We start from the raw sequence: 18296 nt of genomic DNA, 5'->3' as shown, positions 1-18296 counted from the left end.
CGGCTAGGCAGGATCGATGTCGGAAGCCCCTCCCGTGAAGCTCGACCGGCGCGGCGCGGTCGCGGTGCTCACCATCGATCGGGCGGATCGCCGCAACGCGCTCTCCCGGGACGCGCTGCTCGCCTTTGGCCGCCTCGGGCGCGAGCTCGTGGACGACCCGGAGGTGCGCGCGATCGTGATCACGGGCGCCGGAGACAAGGCGTTCTGCGCCGGCGCCGACCTCAAGGAGCGGCAGGGCATGAGCCCCGACGACGTCCGTCGCCAGGTGGGCCTGTACCGGACGGAGCTCGGGGTGCTCGCGCGGAGCCCGAAGCCGGTGATCGCGGCGATCAACGGCGTCGCGTTCGGCGGCGGGCTGGAGCTCGCGCTGATCTGCGATCTCCGGGTGGCGGCGCCGCACGCCGAGCTCGCGCTGCCGGAGACGTCGCTCGGCATCATCCCGGGCGCGGGCGGCACGCAGCGGCTGCCGCGGGTCGTCGGCGAGGCGCGGGCGAAGGAGATGATCCTGCTCGGCAGGAGGCTCACCGCGCCCGAGGCGCTCGCCTGGGGCCTCGTGAACCGGGTGTCGCCCGAAGGGACGCCGGTTGTCGACGACGCGATCGCGTGGATCGAGCCGATCGCGAGCGGCGCGCCCATCGCGCAGGCCGCGGCGCTCGGGGCGATCGACGACGGCTATGACGTGCCGCTCTCGCTCGGGCTCGAGATCGAGCGGGTCCACTACGACGAGACGCTGCGCAGCGAGGATCGGCTGGAGGCGCTGCGCGCGTTCGCCGAGAAGCGGAAGCCCGTCTACAAGGGGCGGTGAGGGCGGCGAGCCGGGCGTCGCCTCCTAGAGCCCATCGGTCGGCTGGCGGAGCACCTCAACCTTGCCTTCCAGCCGCTTCGACACCCACACCTTGTTGTTCCGGTCGACGATCACCGCGCCGCAGTCCTCGATCGACTCGACGAGCGCGAGCGCCTTCTCGGCCCCCAGGATGAACGCCGCATCGTCGACGGCGTCCGCGGTTAGCGCGTCCTTTGCCCAGATGGTCACGCTCCGGCTCTCGGACGCCGGGAAGCCGGTCCGCGGATCGATGATGTGGTGATAGCGCCTGCCGTCCTTGATGAAGCTCCGCTCGTAGTCGCCCGCCGTGGAGAAGGCGTGGTCCTCCACCTCGATCATCGCGAAGTAGTCGTTCGCGTCCTTGCCGCGCGGATCCCGCACCCCCGCCCTCCACGGCGACCCGTCCGGCTTCTTTCCGGCGATGTACAGGTCACCGCCGGCCTGCACGAAGAACGACGTCAGCCCCTCCCCCCGCAGCACCCGCGCCGCGGCGTCGACGGCGTAGCCCTTCGCGATCCCGCCGAGGCTCATCCGCATCCCCGGCTTCCCGAGCATCACCGTGCGCCGGGCGCGATCGATCTTGATCTGCCTGTGATCGATGAGCGCGCGCGCCCGCTCGACGTCTTCCTTGCGCGGCACGTTGTCGTCGAGGTCCTCGTCGAACTTCCAGAGCCCGTGCATCGCCTCGAAGGTGATGTCGAAGACCCCCTCCGAGCGCTCGCTGATCCAGAGGCTCTTCTCGATCACGGCGAGCGACTCCGGGCTCACCTCCACCACGCTCTTCCCGGCCGCCGCGTTGACCCTCGACAGCTCGCTGTCCGGCCGCCAGGTCGTCATGAGCCCCTCGAGCCTGCGGATCTCGGCGATCGCCTTGTCCAGCCTGGCCCTGATCGCCGCCTCATCCATCACCTCGCTCGTGTAGGCGGCGAGGAGCAGGCTCGTGCCCATCGCCCTCGCCTCGACCGCGACGCGGGCGGGCCCGGCCTGCGCCGGAGCGGCCTCGGCCGGCAGAGGCGCTGCGCTCGAGGCGGCCGGCCCGGCCTCCTGGCGCGCGCGTGAGGGCGCGTCGCAGGCGACGAGCGCGAGCGCCGCCGCGAGGCAGGGGCAGAAGCAGAAGAGGAGCGGAGAACAGCGCGGTCCGTGCATTCGAGGGTCCTGGCTTTGTGAGAAGTCCCGACAGCGTGGCGGCGTGCGGCGTGCCAACACGCGAACGCGCGAGCGTGCGATCGTCATCATCAGGCGGCGTCGGCGGAGCTCCTCCGCAGGCGCCACCATGGCCCGGGCGAGCCGCGCGGATCCAGAGTAGTATCGCCCGCCCCTATGAACCTCGACCCGAGCCGCATCCAGCGTGACATCGACGACCTCTCCCCGGATCTCCGCGAGATCGCCGCGCGCATCCACGCGAACCCCGAGCTCCGGTTCGAGGAGCACAGGGCCGCGGCCTGGCTCGCCGAGGCCGTCGAGCAGCGCGGCGTCCAGGTCGAGCGGGGGCTCGCCGGCATGCCCACCTCGCTGCGCGCGCGCATCGGGCGCGGCGAGGGTCCCCACCTCGCCATCCTCGCCGAGTACGACGCGCTCCCGGAGATCGGCCACGCCTGCGGGCACAACCTGATCGCGGCGGGGGCGCTCGGCGCGTTCCTCGCGCTGGCGCGGCAGAAGGACGCCGTGGCCGGCACCATCGATCTGGTCGGGACGCCCGCCGAGGAAGGGGGCGGCGGCAAGATCAAGCTGCTCGAGGCGGGCGCCTTCGAGGGCGTCGACGCGGCGATGATGTTCCACCCGTTCGACCGCGATCTGCTCGCGCACGACACGCTGGCCAGCGCCTGGCTCGAGCTCCAGTTCCGCGGCAAGCCGTCGCACGCCGCGCTCGCGCCGTGGGACGGGAGCAGCGCGCTCACGGCCTGCCTCGACACCTTCCGGCTGATCGACGGCCAGCGCGTCCACTTCCGCGACGGCGTCCGGGTGCACGGGTTCATCAAGAACGGCGGTCAGGCGGTCAACATCATCCCGGAGCTCGCCGTGGCCGAGTTCTCGGTCCGCGCCCTCGACACCGACGAGCTCGCCCGCGTGCGGGCGATCGTGGAGCGCTGCGCCCACGGCGCGGCCATGGCGAGCGGGGCCGAGCTCACGCTCATCGATAAGGGCGGCTACAAGAACATGGTCAACAACCGGAAGATGGCGCGCCGCTTCGGCGAGCACCTGCGCGCCCTCGGCCGCTCGCCGCTCGAGATGGACCCCGCCGTCGGCACCGGCTCGACCGACATGGGCGACGTGTCCCACGCGCTCCCCGCCATCCATCCGTGGATCGCGATCTGCGGCAAGGGAGAGACGACCTGCCACCAGCACGCGTTCGCCGAGCGCGCCGCGAGCCCCGCCGGCCAGGACTCGATGCTGATCGCCGCCAAGGCCATGGCGATGACGTGCGCGGATCTCCTGCTCGATCCCGAGCTGCGGCAGGGCGTACGCGAGGAGTTCGCGCAGCGGAAGGCCGGGGCGAGCGCGCGTTAGGCCTGTTCAGCCGTCGTCCTGAAGGGGGTTCCCGAGATCGTCCATCAGCCCGGTTCCCCCCTCGATCGGGATCGCCCGCGCCAGGGCGACCCGCTCCAGCGTCACCGACAGCGCGATCTTGTCTCCGACGTCCGGCAGCCAGGTGCGGGACCCATCCCAGAGATCGAGCCGGATGTTGCTCGCCGGCACCGTCCCGCTGACCACCGCCGCGGTGCCGGCGCCCGCCTGCGCGGAGGGCACCGCCATCCGGTCGATCTGCGACCAGGCGAAGCGCCGCACGCGCGGCACGCCGAAGGTGAGCAGCTCGCGCAGCTCGATCCCGTCCGGGTGCACGACGACCCCCCGCATCTGCTCGCGCAGCACCATCGCCACCGCGCTCACGCACAGGATGATGGCGCAAACGCTGGAGGACACGAGCCGGTGGCGATCGCCCTCGACGACGTACTGGAAGAGCCGGGAGCTCGAGGGAGCGTTCTGGCCATAGAAGATCACCCCCGAGACGCCGAGGGCGAAGGTCAGGTAAAGCAGCGCGGGGAGGCGCTCCTTCAGCGGCGGCCCGAACGCCATGCGCTTCTCGGGCCTGTACGTCATGTCAAAGCCGGGAGGTCTGGAGGGACGCGCCATAGACTCCTAGTCTACACGGCGGGGGAGCCGACGCTTGGGTCCGCCCCCCTCGACCGGGCCGCCTCGGGCCCGGCCGCGCTGCGCTCCCGGCGACCACGTGCGGGCGATGGGCTGAAACCCATTGCCGGGTGATGGCTGAACGGACATGAAGGGACGTCCCGACGGCGTCCCGTCGCCCCCTCCTGGAGCCTTCCATGCACGATCGCTTCCTGCGCGCCTGCCGGCGTGAGCCGACCGATGTCACGCCCGTGTGGTTCATGCGCCAGGCCGGCCGGTACATGGCCGAGTACCGGGAGCTCAGGAAGAAGTACACGCTCCTCGAGATCTGCAAGACGCCCGAGCTCGCGCTCGAGGTGACGCTCCAACCGCTGCGGCTCGGGATGGACGCGGCGATCCTCTTCGCCGACATCCTCCTGCCGCTCGAGCCGATGGGCGCTCCCTTCGAGTTCGCGAAGGGCGAGGGCCCGGTGATCCACGAGCCCGTGCGCGATCGGGCCGGCATCGAGCGGCTGCGGGTGTTCGAGCCCGAGGAGGGCCTCGGCTACGTGCTCGACGCCGTGCGCCTCATCCGCAAGGAGCTGGACGGCAAGACGCCGCTCATCGGCTTCGCCGGCGCGCCGTTCACCATGGCGAGCTACCTCGTCGAGGGGGGCAAATCGAGCGACTACCGGCTCACGAAGCAGCTGATGTGGAGCGACCCCGAGGCGTGGTCGGCGCTGATGGGCAAGATCTCGGAGGTCGTCCGCCGCCTGTTGCGCGCTCAGGTCGCCGCGGGCGCCCAGGCGGTGCAGCTGTTCGACTCGTGGGTCGGCTCGCTCTCGATCGACGACTACCGCGAGCACGTGCAGCCGCACGTGCGGCACATCCTCCGCGACCTCGAGGCGACCGGGGTCCCGGTCATCCACTTCGGCACGAACACGGGGGCGCTCCTCGAGGCGCAGCGCGACGCCGGCGGCACGGTGATCGGCGTCGACTGGCGCACGCCGCTCGACAAGGCGTGGCAGCGCATCGGGCACGATCGTGCGGTGCAGGGCAACCTGGATCCGCTGCTGCTCTGCGCGCCGCGCGCCGTCGCCGAGCGCCGCGCGCGCGCGGTGCTCGCGGAGGCCGGCGGGCGCGCCGGGCACATCTTCAACCTCGGCCACGGCATCATCCCGGAGACGCCGGTCGATACGGTCAAGGCGGTCATCGATCTCGTCCACTCCATCCCGCGCGCGTCGCTCCAGGGCGAGCCGGATCGCTGACGCCGCGCATCGCGCCGCGGCATCGACCGGGATCAGATCTCAGATCCCCTCCCGGGGTGATATCGTCCACCCGCGAGCATGTGCGAGCTCCTCGGGATGGAGTGCAACGTCCCCACAGACATCGTCTTTTCGTTCAACGGTCTCCGGCACCGGGGCGGCCGCACCGGTCCCCACGCTGACGGGTGGGGCCTCGCGTTCTTCGAGGGGCGCGCCGCTCGCGTGTTCCTTGATCCGGGCGCCGCCGCGGAGAGCCCGCTGGCGCGATTCCTCAGCGAGACGCCCATCAAGACGCTGCTCGCGATCGGCCACATCCGGCGCCGCACGCGCGGCGACGTCCATCTCGCCAACACGCACCCGTTCGTGCGCGAGCTCTGGGGACGCCACTGGGTCTTCGCGCACAACGGCACGCTCCCTCGCGTCCGGCGCCGCGCGCTGGGCCGCTTCAGCCCCATCGGAACGACCGACAGCGAGCACGCCTTCTGCTACCTGCTGGAGGGGCTCCGCAGCTCGTTCCCCGGCTATCCGCGCCGGCCCAGCGAGCTCTGGGAGGCGATCGCGGCGCTCGGCGGCGAGCTCGGCCAGGACGGCACGTTCAACTTCCTGCTCGGCGATGGGCGCCACCTCTTCGCCCGCTGCGCAACCCGGCTCTGTCACATCGTCCGCAAGGCTCCCTTCGGCGTAGCGACGCTCCTGGACGACGACGTCCGCGTCGACTTCTCGGCCGTCACGACCCCGAAGGATCGGATCGCGGTGGTCGCGACGAGCCCGCTCACCGCGAACGAGACCTGGACCACGGGACGACCCGGCGAGCTCTGGGTATTCGATGGCGGCGAGCTGCGCGCGACGCTGTCGTCGCTCGCCTGATCGACGCCAGCGAAGTGTCCACCCCTCACGCCCGCGCGTGCCCGCCAGGGCTCCGGCCGTCAATCCCGTCTTTGCGATGGGGGTCGGTTTCTCGGCACCTGTCCCCGCAGCGGGGCGCATTGACGCCTTCCCGCGGTGGCCAGTTCCAGCATTGACGGAGCGTTGCGGCTGGCGGAGGAACGAGCTGCTCCTGGAGCCATCCAAGGCAGGAAGCGCTCCCGTACCGCGGCCTGGAGATGGGCACGGCAGCTTGAAATGAAAAACGCCGCGACGGACCTGGGGGGGGAAGGTCTCCGCCGCGACGCAGGCCTATCCTACGCACCCTGTGTGCCAAGTCAACTGAACGGCAACGCTGGCGGGAGGCCCCTGCAGCGGTCGCGGCGCGCACGGCACAACGGGATCCACGCGCTCCCGCGCCGGTTCCGCGCCGGTTCCGCGCCGGTTCCGCTCCGTTCCGTGCCGCTTCGCGCCGTTCTGCTCGGCTTCGCTCGGTTCCGCTCCGTGCAGTTCCGTGCAGCTCCGCTCCGTGCCGCTTCGCTCGGTGCCGCTTCGCTCGGCTTCGCTCGGTTCCGCTCCGTGCAGTTCCGTGCAGCTCCGCTCCGTGCCGCTTCGCTCGGTGCCGCTTCGCTCGGCTCAGCTCCGTTCCGCTCCGTTCCGCGTCGCACGGCTCCGTTCCGCCGCGTTCCGCTTCGCTCAGTTCAGCGTTGTGATGCGCCCTGGTTTTGAGGCAAAACTCACAGAGCCTCGTCCCCGCAGAACGCGGACATGCCAGCCGAACAGACACATCGTGTTCCAGCGAACCATTCTCTGCCTTGCCGGCTCAATCGCTCGCCGGACGGGTGGCGGCGCGCGCGGGAAACGCATAGAGAGACCCGCGTCCTCGGCAGCTCGGGCTGTACAAGAGGAAAGAGGTGGGGCGTCGACTGCGATAGAAGCGCACAACGCCCCACAAGGCGCGTCGGCGAGCACCGGTGGTGCGGCGCGGCGTGAGCGGCAGCAAACGGCGGCGAGGGGCGGACGGCGTGCGGGGAACAAGCCGAGAACGTGGAAGGGCACAACGGGCGCAACGAGCGCGACGGAGCGCAGAGGGCGACGTAGGCCGTTGTCGGGTCGGGAAGGCGGAGGAAGCACTGAAGACGGCTCCGCCCGGATGGCCGTCTTGACGGGAGTCGGCGCATGTCAGTACGCTTTGACGTTGGGCGGGCTAGGGCATATCGAACCGTTGCATCGCGACCGAAGAGCCACGCCCGGGTAGGTTCCGTCTCGGGAAGAGCTCGAACGATGTCGAGGCTAGGTCGCACGACGGGTTGGGCTGAGCGCGCGTGAGTGACTTCGACGAAAAGACTCGTGTAACGCAGGTGGTCCAGCCCCCACCGGGCGGCGGCAGCAAGAACACGACCGACTGCCTGGTCGTGATCTACACGAAGGAGCCCACGCTGCTCGGCAAGCGGTTCGTGCTGGAGAACAACCCGACGCGGGTCGGTCGCGGCGCGGACAACCACATCGTGCTCGACGGCGACTCCGTGTCACGAAGGCACGCCCATTTCGAGCAGCGGCCGAGCGCCTGGATGGTCGTCGACGATGGCAGCACCAACGGGACGTACTGCAACGATGAGCAGATCTCCCGCGAGGTGGTGCTGAAGAACGGAGACCGGGTGAAGATCGGCCCCACGATCTTCAAGTTCCTGTCCGGCGCCGACGTGGAGGCGCAATACCACGAAGAGATCTACCGGATGACCATCATCGATGGTCTCACGCAGATCCACAACAAGCGCTACCTCTACGAGGCGCTCGAGCGCGAGATCATCCGCGGCCGCCGCCACGAGCGGGACCTCGCGATCCTCCTGTTCGACATCGACCACTTCAAGCGCATCAACGACGTCCACGGCCACCTGGCCGGCGACTTCGTGCTGAAGGAGGTCGCGCGCATCGTGCAGAGCCGCATCCGCCGCGACGAGGTCTTCGCGCGCTACGGCGGCGAGGAGTTCGCCATCATCCTGCCGGAGACGTCCATCGAGGGCGCAGCGGCCCTCGGCGAGACCCTGCGTCAAAAGGTCGCGGAGCACCTGTTCGTGTTCCAGGCCGACAGCATCCGCGTGACCATCAGCGTCGGCGTGGCGCTCCTCCAGGAGGGCGATCGCACCGCGAACGACCTCATCAAGCGCGCGGACGAGCGCCTCTACCACGCGAAGAACAGCGGGAGAAACCGGGTGTGCGCCTGAGCAGCCGCCCGCGGGCGCGCTAGGTTCCGGCGGAGGAACGACGATGCCGAACAGCGATCTGCCGCTGCCGGCGGCGCCGGACGCGGGCAGCGGCGCGGAGCTGCCCGCGATCCTGTCGCCGCCGCCTGGTCCCCTGTCGCGGAGCGCGCTCGAGCGGCTCGAGCGCGTCGAGTGCCCGGCGTTCGGCCGGCGGCGCGAGGCGCGGGCGCAGAAGAGCGGCGCCGACATGCCGCCGATCGTGCTGTCGCACGGGCGCGGCGCGAACGTCTGCGACGTCGACGGGAACCGCTACGTCGACCTGTGCGCCGGCTTCGGCGCGCTGCTCCTCGGCCACGCGGCGGCGCCGGTGCGGCGCGCGGCGGAGGAGCAGCTGTCCCGGCTGACCCTCGCGCTCGGCGACGTGTACTCGGCCGACGTGAAGATCGCCCTGCTCGAGCGCCTCGCGGCGCTGCACCCCGGGCCCTCGCCCATGGCGCTGCTCGGCCAGAGCGGCAGCGACGCGATCACCGCGGCCGTCAAGACAGCGGCGCTCTCGACCGGACGGCCGGGGCTCGTCGCGTTCGAGGGCGCGTACCACGGGCTCGGGTACGCGCCGCTCGCGGCGTGCGGGCTGCGCGAGAGCTACCGGGCGCCCTTCGCGGAGCAGCTCAACCGGCGCGTGACGTTCGCGCCCTACCCGCGCGACGAGGCGGGCGCCGCGCGCTCGGTCGACGCCGTCGAGCTCGCGCTGCGCGGGGGCGACGTCGGCGCGGTCCTCCTCGAGCCGATCCTCGGGCGGGGCGGCTGCGTCGTCCCGCCCGACACGTTCCTGCACGCGGTCTGCGAAGCGGCGCACCGGCACGGGGCGCTCGTGATCGCGGACGAGATCTGGACCGGCCTCGGTCGATCGGGGGCGATGACGCGCACAGGAGAGCTCGGGGCGCCCGTCGATATCCTCTGCTTCGGCAAGGGGCTCGGCGGCGGGCTCCCCATCTCCGCGTGCGTGGCGCCCGAGCCGATCATGCGGGCGTGGGCGCGCGAGGCCGAGGTGGTCCACACCTCGACGCACTCCGGATCGCCCCTCGCGTCGAGCGCCGCGCTCGCGACGCTCGACGCCCTCGACGAAGGCGGGCTGGCCGCGCGCTCGCGCGACGTGGGCGCTCGCTTCCAGGCGATGCTGCGAGAGGCGCTCCCGCGCCGGGCAGGCGTGGTCGACGTGCGGGGCGCGGGGCTCATGGTCGGCGTCGAGCTCGAGAGCGCCGAGCTCGGGCTCCGGGCCATGCGCGGGATGCTGGCCGAAGGGTACCTGGTCCTCACGGGCGGGGTGCGCGGCGAGACGCTGACGCTGACGCCGGCGCTCACCATCCCCGAAGCGCTGCTGTCGGCCGCGGCCGGCGCGCTCGCGCGCGTGTTGACGGCCTAGCGCTCGAGCGGAGCAGGACGCGCGTGCTATCCCGGTGCCCGTGGGACCGATAGACCAGAGCGAGGCGCTGCACCGCCGCGCGCGGGCGTTCATCGAGGCGTCGCTCCGCGTGGACAGGGTGGGCTCGACAGGCGCCGGCCGAGCAGCGGCCGCCTCTCCTCCGCAGGACCAGGGCGCGCTCCCGGAGACCTTCGACGCGCTCGCGATCGCCCTCGCCCGGCACCAGGCCGCGCATTGCGCGCCGGTCGCCCGGCTCTTCGAGGCGCGCGGCGCGGACGTCGCCGCGATGGATCATGCGGCGCAGATCCCCGCTGTGCCGTGCGACGTGTTCCGGTTCGCGCGCGTCGCGGCCCACCCGCCGGAGGCGGACGAGCGCGTCTTCCGCACGAGCGGAACCTCCCTCGGCGCGGCGTCCCGCGGAGAGCACCCGTTCCGCACGACCGCCACGTACGAGCTCGCCGCGCTCGCGTGGGGGGAGCGCCTGCTGTGGCCCGACGGCGCGCGGCTCCGGACGATCGTCCTCGCGCCGCCGCTCCACGAGGCGCCGGACTCGTCGCTCGGGTTCATGATCGACCGCTTCGCGGCGCGCCTCTCGGGGCCGGCGAGCTGGCACGTTCGCGGCGGCGAGCTCGACGCCGCAGGGTTCGCCCGCGCGTGCGCCGAGGCGCGCGCCTCGGGAGAGCCGGCGCTCGTGCTCGGCACGTCGTTCGCTTTCGTGCACCTGCTCGAGCACCTGCTCGAGCACCTGCTCGAGGCGCAGCTGCCCGAGGGCGCGGCGCTGCTGCCCGACGGGAGCCGGGTCATGCAGACCGGCGGCTACAAGGGCCGCTCGCGCGAGGTGCCCGCGGAGGAGCTGCGGGCGTCGATCGCGCGGGCGCTGGGGGTGCCCCTCTCGCACGTGGTGAGCGAGTACGGCATGACCGAGCTCTCCAGCCAGCTCTACGAGGGCACGCTCGCGGCAGCGCTCGCCGGCACACCGGGCGCGGCGCCGAGGCTGTACCTCGCGCCTCCCTGGACGCGCGTCACCGCGGTGGACCCCGAGACGCTCGCGCCGCTCCCTGCGGGCGCGATCGGGCTCGCACGGATCGTCGATCTCGCGAATGTCGACTCGGCGGTCGCCATCCAGACCGCCGACCGCGTGCGCGTCACCGCGGAGGGTGTCGAGCTCCTGGGCCGCGCTTCGGGGGCGCCGCCGCGCGGCTGCTCGATCGCGATGGACCAGATGCTCGGCGGCGGGCCGTGATGATGGACGACGGCGCGGCGCGGCGCCTCCGGGTCGAGCGCGCGGTCGCCGCGGCGGCGCGGATCGCGGACGCGCGCGACCCGCTGGGCGAGGAGGCGCGCCAGCGGTTGCCTTCCACGAGCGGCCTCTCGCCTGAGGGCGTGGAGCTCGCGCTCGGCCGCCACCTCGAGATCGCGCCGAGCGACGGCGAGCTCGACGCGCTCGTGGCGTCCTCGGGGCGCGCGCGCCGCTGCCACGTGGTGCTGGCGGCCAACGTCTGCACGGCGCCGCTGCGGGCCATCGCCGTCGCGACGGCCACAACGCCGGAGGTCTTCGTGCGCCCGTCCCGCCGCGATCCCGTCGTCACGGAGCTCCTCGTGCGCGCGCTGCAGGCCGACGAAGGCTTCCGCCGCGCCGGCGGCGCCATCGCGCTGGTCGCGGACGTCGCGCTCGGGGACGCCGAGGCGCCGGTGGCCGGCGAGGGGGTTCCCGGGGATCTGCCGCACGCGGAGCTGCATGTCTACGGCTCGGACCAGACCGTGGCGACGCTGCGAGCCCAGGCTGGCCCGGGTGTGCTCGTGCGCGGGCACGGCGCGGGCCTGGGGCTCGCCGTGGTCGGCCTGGACGCGAACCTCGCCGAGGCGGCGCGGGACATCGCCGCGGACGTCGTGCCGTTCGATCAGCGCGGCTGCCTGTCGCCGCGCTTCGTGCTGGCGGAAGGCCCTGCCGAGCGCGCGGCGGCGCTCGCGCGCGCCCTGCACGAGGCGCTCGAGGAGGCGGGCGCGCGCGTCCCGCGCGGGCCGCTCGACGGCGCCGCCCGCGCGGAGGTGACCATGTACCGGACCACGCTCGAGGCCGTGGGCTCGTTCTGGGAAGGTCGAGGACATGGGGTCGGCCTGGATCCGACGCCGCGATCGCTGCTGCTGCCGCCCGCGGCGCGCGTGGTCCACGTGGCGGCGAGCAGCGCCGAGGCCGCTCCGGCGCTGCTCGCGCCGATCCGCGGCGCGATCACCGCGATCGGCGCGGGCGGAGGCGGGCCGCTCGCGCGCGCGGCCGCCGCAGCAGCCCCGCGCGCCCGGGTCTCCGCGCTCGGGTGGATGCAGCGCCCGCCCCTCGACGGCCCGGTCGATCTGCGGACGCCCTGACCTCCGGGACCGACTGTCCGCCCGCGCTCGCGCCGCGCGGGCGGCTCGCAGCGAGCGCGCACATCGCGCGGCCGCGCCGTCCAGACCGCGACACGATCCGGACGTGGTGGGAGCAAGGTGCGCTCGAGCGACGGTGTGTGATAGCGATCATGGCATGTCGTCGCGCACCGATCCGAAGGCGATCCATCCGCCCACGGAGCTCGAAGCGATCGCGAGCCCGTCCGCGACGCCGTCCGGCGTGGAGGGCTCACGGGACAGCCTCGTGGACCGCGCGCTCGACGAGCTCGGCCCCGACGAGGAGGACGCGTCCGTCTCGAGCGACCCGGCCGGCAGCTCGGCCCGCGTCGCGGATACCGACGACGACGGCGCGCCGCCGTCGGTCGCCTCCGCGCGGATCCAGGTGCGCCGCGATGAGCGCCTGGATCTCGTGATCGAGTACCTGGCCTTCGTGGCGAAGCCGATGCCGCTGTCGCTCCTCCTCGACGAGGCGCCACAGCGAATCGCCGCGATCCTCGGCGCCGACGTGGCCTCGCTGTACCTCCTCGAGGGCGACGGCGACGAGCTCGTGCTGCGCGGCAACGTCGGTTTTCCGCGCGAGGCGCGCGGCACGGTGCGGCTCTCGGTCGGGCAGGGCATCACAGGCATGGCGGTCGAGTGCCTGCGGCCGATCTCTGTCGTCCAGGCGACCGAGCACGAGCGCTATCGAGCGTTCCCTGAGCTCCGTGAAGAGCGCTTCCCGGTCTTCCTCGCGGCGCCCATCCTCGGCAGCGGCCGCCCGCTCGGCGCGTTGGTCGTGCAGCGGGCGGGCGATCGTGCCTTCACGGCGCGGGACGTCGAGCTCGTCATGGCGCTGACCGCGCCGATCGCGGCCGGCGCGCGCCACGCGCAGGTGCTCGACGAGCTGCGCGAGCGGCGGCGGCGCACGGGCGGTGGCACGCGCAAGGTCACGCTGCCGGGGTTGCCCGTCGTCGCGGGGCGCGCGCTCGGCGCCATCGCGGCCCTGCGGCGGCCGGCCACCTCGTCGCTCGGCGCGCGGCAGGGCAGCGGCGATCCGAAGCTCCTGCGGTTCGCGTTCGACATCGCGGAGAAGGCGCTCCTCGACCTCAACGCCCGTGCGGCGAAGCGAGGGCTCGCGCAGGAGGCGGCGTTCCTCTCGACCTACCTCCTGATGATCGGCGACGGCCGCCTGCGCGCGCGCGCCTTCGAGCTCGCGGCCAGCGGGCGCAACGTCGCGCAGGCGCTCGGGACGGTCGCTCGCGAGGTGGCCCGGGCCGCCAACGGAATTGTCGGTGACCCGTTCTTGCAAGATCGCGCCCGTGACATCGAGGATCTCTGCGATGCGATCCTGATGCTGGCAACCCCGGATGCCCGGGCCGAGCTCCCGTCGAAGGCGGTCCTCGTGGGAGACCAGCTGACGGTCTTCGACCTCTTGATCTCCGCCCGGGCCCACCCGGTGGGCGTTGCGCTCAGCGACCGGTCCGGGCCGCGCTCGCTCGTGCTCCTCCAGCTGCTCGGCGTGCCGTCGATCGTGGATGTGGCGGGGGCGTTCCGCTGGGCGTCGCCAGGAGACGTCGCGCTCCTCGACGCGGACCACGGCTTTCTTGTGATCAACCCGTCCCGGGCCGAGGTCGCGACCGTTCGTGCGGCGCGACGCCGGGGACCCGCGTCGCCGGAGCCGGACGAGGACGGAGAGGACGAGCCGGCGAGCTGAGCACCGGCCGGGGCCGGTGCTCGCGGCTCAGCTGCCGGACCGCGCGGCGGCGGCCGGATCAGCCGGCGTTCCCTGGGCGCTCTGCAGCTCCTTCTTGGCGCGCCAGTTCGCCAGGCGCTTCGTATCGCGACGCTTCTTCTTGGCTCTCACTGCGGGCTTCTGCGGCATGGCCGGCGGTATAGTCGCTCGAGCCCCTCGAGGGAACCCCGTACCTCACGCCGCCTCCGGTTAAGGCCACGGGGCGTTGACGCCCCATGGCGACCGCCCCATGACCGCTGCTCCGATGAACGTCCGTCTCGTACACGAGTTCCGCTTCGAGGCCGCCCACCGTCTTCCCAAGGTTCCGCAGGGGCACAAATGCGCGCGCCTCCACGGTCACAGCTTCAAGGTCGAGGTCGCGATCCGCGGCCCGGTGAACGAGGAGACGGGGTGGTTCATCGATTACAGCCACCTCTACGAGGCCTGGGCTCCCCTCCACGACCTGCTCGATCACCACTACCTGAACGAGGTCCCCGGGCTGGAGAACCCGACGAGCGAGGTGCTCGCCCGGTGGATCTGGAGCCGCCTCGCGCCGTCGCTGCCGTCCTTGAACCGGGTCACCATCTTCGAGACCTGCGACGCTCGCTGCGAGTACGAGGGCGATTAGGTCGATGAAGACGCTCGTCTGCCGCTGCGAGGACGTCACGCTGCACGAGCTCGAGGCCGCGATGGATCGCGGCTACAAGGACATCGAGTCCGTCAAGCGCTACACGGGCTTCGGCACCGGCTGGTGCCAGGGCAAGTGGTGCCTCGCGCTCTGCGCGCGGCTCATCGAGGAGCGCGGGGGCGACGTCCGGAAGCCGATCACCCCGCGGCCGCCGTACCACCCGGTCTCGCTCGCGGCGCTCGCCGGCCTCGGCGAGCTCGGCCTCCGCGGCGGCGGGCGCGAGCGCTAGCGCTTGCCGCGCTCGCTGGCCGCGCTCCGCGCGACCAGCGCCCTGGCCCGATCGTCGACCGTGATCAAACGAGGGGGCGCCGAGCGCTCGCGCACCCGACGTTCACGGTCAGCTCGAAGACCCCTTCGGACCAGTACTTCGAGACCGCGTGGTGCAGGTACTTGAGCATCGAGTCGATGATCTGCGGCTCGACGTCGAGCATCGCCGTCGACTCGGGGATCACCATCAACCTCGAGATGGGATCCTCGAGGAACTCACGCCCGCTCTCGAACGACACGGCGATGAGCTGGACGTCGACCTCGACCTCGTCGAGCCCCGCGCCCTCGATCTCCTCGGCGATGGTCTCGATCGTGGGGCGGCTGACGGCGGCGGCGTCCACCGCGGCGCCGAGCTCCGAGAGATCTTGCTTGAGCGCGCACTCCCGCGCGATGTCCGCGATCTCCGGGAACGAGCCGCGCAACGGCAGCGCGATGAGCGCCTGGCCGCCGGGGACCAGGACCCGGCGCAGCTCGGCGAGGAGCTGCGCCCGCTCGCTCGGACGGCAGACCGGGTGCAGCGTGAACGCGTGGGAGAAGCTCGCGTCCGGCAGCGGCGTCGGCAGGGCGTCGGCGAGCACGTAGCTCGCGTTCATCCCGGAGAACAGCGCGGCCTTGTCGCGCGCGAGCTCGAGCGCGGCGGCGGAGCCGTCGACGCCCACGAGGGTCGCGCCGGGCAGCTTGTCGGCCACGATCGCGTCGGGGAAGCCGCTCCTGCAGCCGAGGTGGACGATGCGCGCCGCCTCGGAGGGCAGCAGCATCTCGACCGCCAGCGAGGCGAAGAACGAGAGGTAGCGCGGGACGACCGCGTGCTCGAACAACACGGCGTCCGCCGCGCTCAGCGGCGGGCCGATCATCAGGCGACCCCGTCCTCCTCGTCGTCGTAGGGCGCTAGGAGGCTGAGCGCCTCTTCGGCGAGCTCGCCGATCGTGACCTCCGACGTCGCGTCGTCGCCGCCGTCGTCCGCGAGCTCGACCGTGCGCTTGTCGTCGAGCAGCGGCTGGATGAGCGGCGCATGCGCCGGATCACCGATCTCGACCAGCGTCTCGATCGCCGCCGCGACCGCGTCCGGATCCTTGTGGCTCAGGAACTGGCTGAGCAGCTTCGGCACGCCCGGCTCCGGCACCTCGGCGATGAGGTACGGCAGCTCCGGGAGCGCCGACGAGCCCACCGGCAGCCGCTTCAGCGCGCGCTCGATCGCCTGTGCGACCTCCTTGAACCGATCGTAGGCCAGCGTCTCAATCTCCTCGCCCGCGGCCTGCCGCGCCTCGGGGTGCTCCGACGCGAGCACATCGATGAGCGCGTCGAGCGCGCGCGGACCCTCGTGCTCGCCGAGCAGCGACGCGATACGCACCAGCCGGAGCGCCGCCTCGTCCTCGTCGTTCTCGCGCGTCGCGGCCGCGATCGCGTCCGTTAGGACATCCAGCAGCCCATCGCCGGGCATGGCCGTCAGGTCCTCGTGGAGCCGGCGAGCCGTGCGCTCCGCGTCGAACAGCTTGTTCAGGGTCGTCTCGATGGCTTGACGATTTTGCACGAAGAGGAGCTATCAACAGCGCGTCGCCTCCGCAAGCCGGCAGGCAACAAGGGCCTGTTCCTCGCGAATTCCCGTCCACGGCGGGCGCGGCCGCGCATGCCCGGCGCCGCCCACGCCGGGGCCGCTGCGCGCAAGCCGGGCGGGACGAGCGCGCCGCCGCCGCATCGAGCTCGCCCGCCGCGCGCGATGCGGTAGACCGTTCGTGGCATGCGTGTGTCCGGCTCATTGCAATCCCGCCCGGCGAGGGCAACGATCTCCCCCTCCCCGCTGGTGCGCGGCGCCGCGGCGTCGGCGCTCGTCCTTGCGCTCGGCGGCATCGACGATCCCGAGCCGCCGCCGCCCGCGGTCGTCCCTCCGGCGGCCGCGGCGCGCGGCGCCGCGGGCGCAGCGGCGCTCTGCGGCCCGCGCACCGTGCCGGAGGGCGCCGCCTGCGTCCCGCTGCCTGCTCCAGGGACGCCGCTCCCCGAAGGCGGCGCTGCGGCGCTCTCTGACCCTGCCGGTGCGCGCCTCGCCGGCGCGCGTCCCGCGGGAGCGGGCACGCGCAGCCAGGCCCACGAGCACATCCCCCGCCGCCCGGAACGTCCGGCGAGCGCCGCCGCGTACACGTTCCCGATCGGCGCGCAGGACGCACCGCCGGGGTTCCTCCTTGTCGAGGACGCTCCAGCCGGGGCGGGCGCGCTGCCTGCAGCGGGCTCCGTCGCCGCGATCGGCGCGGCGCGGCCCGAGCCGCCGTCGTGGATCGGCGGGATCGACATCGCCGCGACGCGCGGCGAGCGGGTGGCAGCGCTCAGGCTCGAGGGCCAGGAGGGGAAGGCCGAGGTCGTCTTCGTCGGCGAGCTGTCCGGGGTCACGGTGGCCACGGCGCACGACGTGCGCGAGGCGCGCGACGTGGATCGCATACGCAGGTACCTCCTTCTCCACAGCCACCTCGATCGCCCTGGCCCTGGCGTCGTGGCGGGCGCGCGCCTCGACGCGGGCGACGTGGTCGGGTACGCCGGCGAGACGGGCAGCCCGGGCCTCGTCCGGCTGCGCCTCGAGGCGCGGCAGATCCGCGAGGGCGCGCGCCTCTTCGAGCTCGATCCGAAGCGCATCACCGACGCCGCGGTGACGGTGCCTTGCGACCTCCGCAACGTCCTGCCGCTCCGTCAGGGAGCGAGCTTGTAACCGAAGCCGTAGACCGTGAGGATGTGCTCCGGCTTGTCGGGCGAGCGCTCGATCTTCTTGCGCAGCTTGACGATGAAGTTGTCGACCGTGCGGTTCGACGGCCCGGCCTCGATCCCCCAGATCTTCTGGAGGATCTCCTCGCGCGAGACCGGCTGGCCCACGCGCTCGTGCAGCAGGCGAAGGAGCTCGACCTCGTAGAACGACAGCTGATCCGAGCGCGAGCCCCGCGAGACCGTGTGGGCCGTCATGTTGATCTGCACGTTGCCGACGGTGAACACCTCGACGGGCGCCTCGGCCGGCCGGGCGGCGCGGCGGAAGAGGGCGCGCAGGCGGGCGATGAGCTCGCCCACGCTGAACGGCTTGGTCACGTAATCGTCAGCGCCCGCGTCGAGGCCGCGGATCTTGTCGATCTCCTGCCCGCGGGCCGTCAGCATGATGATCGGCACGAACGCGTCCCAGCGCCGCAGGTCCTCGCAGACCTTGAAGCCGTTGGTGTCGGGGAGCATGAGGTCGAGGAGGATGGCGTCCGGCTTCTCCTGCCGCGCGAGCAGCACGCCGTCCTTCCCCTTCGAGGCCGACGCCACCGAGAAGCCCTCGAACTCGAGGGCGTCCGTCAGCCCCAGCACGATGTGGGGCTCGTCCTCGATGATGAGAATCTTCTTTCGTGCCACCACGACGGAGTCCGGTCTTAGCACAAAACCGGACAGGTCCCCCCGAGCGCTCCGCCGGCCGGCTCGCCGGAGCCGCTCTGTAACCATGAAAGCGCCATGAAAGCGCCACAAAAGCGCCGCGGGGCGCGATCTCGCGATCGCACCCCGCGCGCCGGGCTCAATCAGACGTCAGAGACGTCAGAGACGTCAGAG

18 protein-coding genes are annotated in these 18296 nt (G+C 72.5%); 12 read left to right on the top strand and 6 right to left on the bottom strand.

The window, feature by feature from the left end:
* The first annotated feature begins 16 nt into the window (after positions 1-16).
* Positions 17-805, top strand: coding sequence for an enoyl-CoA hydratase-related protein (locus WME79_RS46970; protein WP_437528911.1), 789 nt, complete (start codon positions 17-19; stop codon positions 803-805).
* Between the two features lie 24 nt (positions 806-829).
* Here WME79_RS46970 and WME79_RS46965 read toward each other — a convergent pair whose 3' ends face one another.
* On the bottom strand, positions 830-1969 hold the full coding sequence (locus WME79_RS46965) for an FAD:protein FMN transferase (RefSeq protein WP_437528908.1): 1140 nt from the start codon (positions 1967-1969) through the stop codon (positions 830-832).
* A gap of 174 nt (positions 1970-2143) precedes the next feature.
* Between WME79_RS46965 and WME79_RS46960 the strand changes: the two genes are divergently transcribed.
* Entirely contained in the window at positions 2144-3331 is a 1188-nt protein-coding gene (locus tag WME79_RS46960) for an amidohydrolase (protein WP_437528906.1), read from the top strand.
* A gap of 6 nt (positions 3332-3337) precedes the next feature.
* Here WME79_RS46960 and WME79_RS46955 read toward each other — a convergent pair whose 3' ends face one another.
* Positions 3338-3922 carry a hypothetical protein gene (locus WME79_RS46955; RefSeq protein WP_437528903.1) on the bottom strand — a complete coding sequence of 195 codons (585 nt, stop codon included), beginning with the start codon at positions 3920-3922 and terminating at the stop codon, positions 3338-3340.
* 227 nt (positions 3923-4149) lie between these two features.
* Here WME79_RS46955 and hemE point away from each other — a divergent pair, with 227 nt between their 5' ends.
* The 7 genes from hemE to WME79_RS46920 all read left to right on the top strand — a co-directional run bounded on the left by hemE (position 4150) and on the right by WME79_RS46920 (position 13765).
* Positions 4150-5199 carry a uroporphyrinogen decarboxylase gene (hemE, locus tag WME79_RS46950; RefSeq protein WP_437528900.1) on the top strand — a complete coding sequence of 350 codons (1050 nt, stop codon included), beginning with the start codon at positions 4150-4152 and terminating at the stop codon, positions 5197-5199.
* 78 nt (positions 5200-5277) lie between these two features.
* Entirely contained in the window at positions 5278-6063 is a 786-nt protein-coding gene (locus WME79_RS46945; protein WP_437528898.1) for a class II glutamine amidotransferase, read from the top strand.
* A 1322-nt stretch (positions 6064-7385) separates the two neighbouring features.
* Positions 7386-8285 (top strand): GGDEF domain-containing protein, encoded by a 900-nt coding sequence (locus tag WME79_RS46940; RefSeq protein ID WP_012241235.1) that lies wholly within the window; start codon positions 7386-7388, stop codon positions 8283-8285.
* 43 nt (positions 8286-8328) lie between these two features.
* On the top strand, positions 8329-9687 hold the full coding sequence (locus WME79_RS46935) for an aspartate aminotransferase family protein (protein WP_437528894.1): 1359 nt from the start codon (positions 8329-8331) through the stop codon (positions 9685-9687).
* A 40-nt stretch (positions 9688-9727) separates the two neighbouring features.
* Complete coding sequence (locus WME79_RS46930) at positions 9728-10930, top strand: acyl-protein synthetase (RefSeq protein ID WP_437528891.1); 1203 nt, start codon at positions 9728-9730, stop codon at positions 10928-10930.
* Complete coding sequence (locus WME79_RS46925; protein WP_437540077.1) at positions 10930-12054, top strand: acyl-CoA reductase; 1125 nt, start codon at positions 10930-10932, stop codon at positions 12052-12054. Before WME79_RS46930 ends, WME79_RS46925 begins: the two co-directional genes overlap by 1 nt.
* A 154-nt stretch (positions 12055-12208) precedes the next feature.
* Complete coding sequence (locus WME79_RS46920) at positions 12209-13765, top strand: GAF domain-containing protein (protein WP_437528888.1); 1557 nt, start codon at positions 12209-12211, stop codon at positions 13763-13765.
* Between the two features lie 27 nt (positions 13766-13792).
* Here the strand turns inward: WME79_RS46920 and WME79_RS46915 are convergent, their stop codons facing one another.
* Positions 13793-13933, bottom strand: a complete 141-nt coding sequence (locus WME79_RS46915; RefSeq protein ID WP_437528886.1) for a hypothetical protein — start codon at positions 13931-13933, stop codon at positions 13793-13795.
* A gap of 115 nt (positions 13934-14048) precedes the next feature.
* Here WME79_RS46915 and queD point away from each other — a divergent pair, with 115 nt between their 5' ends.
* Positions 14049-14411, top strand: coding sequence for a 6-carboxytetrahydropterin synthase QueD (queD, locus tag WME79_RS46910; protein ID WP_437278340.1), 363 nt, complete (start codon positions 14049-14051; stop codon positions 14409-14411).
* 4 nt (positions 14412-14415) lie between these two features.
* Positions 14416-14700 (top strand): (2Fe-2S)-binding protein, encoded by a 285-nt coding sequence (locus tag WME79_RS46905; protein WP_437528883.1) that lies wholly within the window; start codon positions 14416-14418, stop codon positions 14698-14700.
* Between the two features lie 64 nt (positions 14701-14764).
* Here the strand turns inward: WME79_RS46905 and WME79_RS46900 are convergent, their stop codons facing one another.
* Together WME79_RS46900 and WME79_RS46895 are read right to left on the bottom strand one after the other, a co-directional pair.
* On the bottom strand, positions 14765-15592 hold the full coding sequence (locus WME79_RS46900; protein WP_012241227.1) for a class I SAM-dependent methyltransferase: 828 nt from the start codon (positions 15590-15592) through the stop codon (positions 14765-14767).
* Complete coding sequence (locus tag WME79_RS46895) at positions 15592-16269, bottom strand: HEAT repeat domain-containing protein (protein WP_437528880.1); 678 nt, start codon at positions 16267-16269, stop codon at positions 15592-15594. Before WME79_RS46895 ends, WME79_RS46900 begins: the two co-directional genes overlap by 1 nt.
* Before the next feature lie 207 nt (positions 16270-16476).
* On the opposite strand from WME79_RS46895, the gene WME79_RS46890 reads away from it, so the two are divergent.
* Complete coding sequence (locus tag WME79_RS46890; protein WP_437528877.1) at positions 16477-17433, top strand: M23 family metallopeptidase; 957 nt, start codon at positions 16477-16479, stop codon at positions 17431-17433.
* Here the strand turns inward: WME79_RS46890 and WME79_RS46885 are convergent.
* Positions 17415-18107, bottom strand: coding sequence for a response regulator transcription factor (locus WME79_RS46885; RefSeq protein WP_437528875.1), 693 nt, complete (start codon positions 18105-18107; stop codon positions 17415-17417). The two genes, WME79_RS46890 and WME79_RS46885, sit on opposite strands and share 19 nt — an antisense overlap.
* Positions 18108-18296 lie beyond the last annotated feature (189 nt).

This window comes from Sorangium sp. So ce726 (assembly GCF_051521405.1).
GTDB lineage: Bacteria > Myxococcota_A > Polyangia > Polyangiales > Polyangiaceae > Sorangium.
Note: the sequence above shows the minus strand (reverse complement) of the source record. Positions and strands in the feature narration are given on the sequence as shown.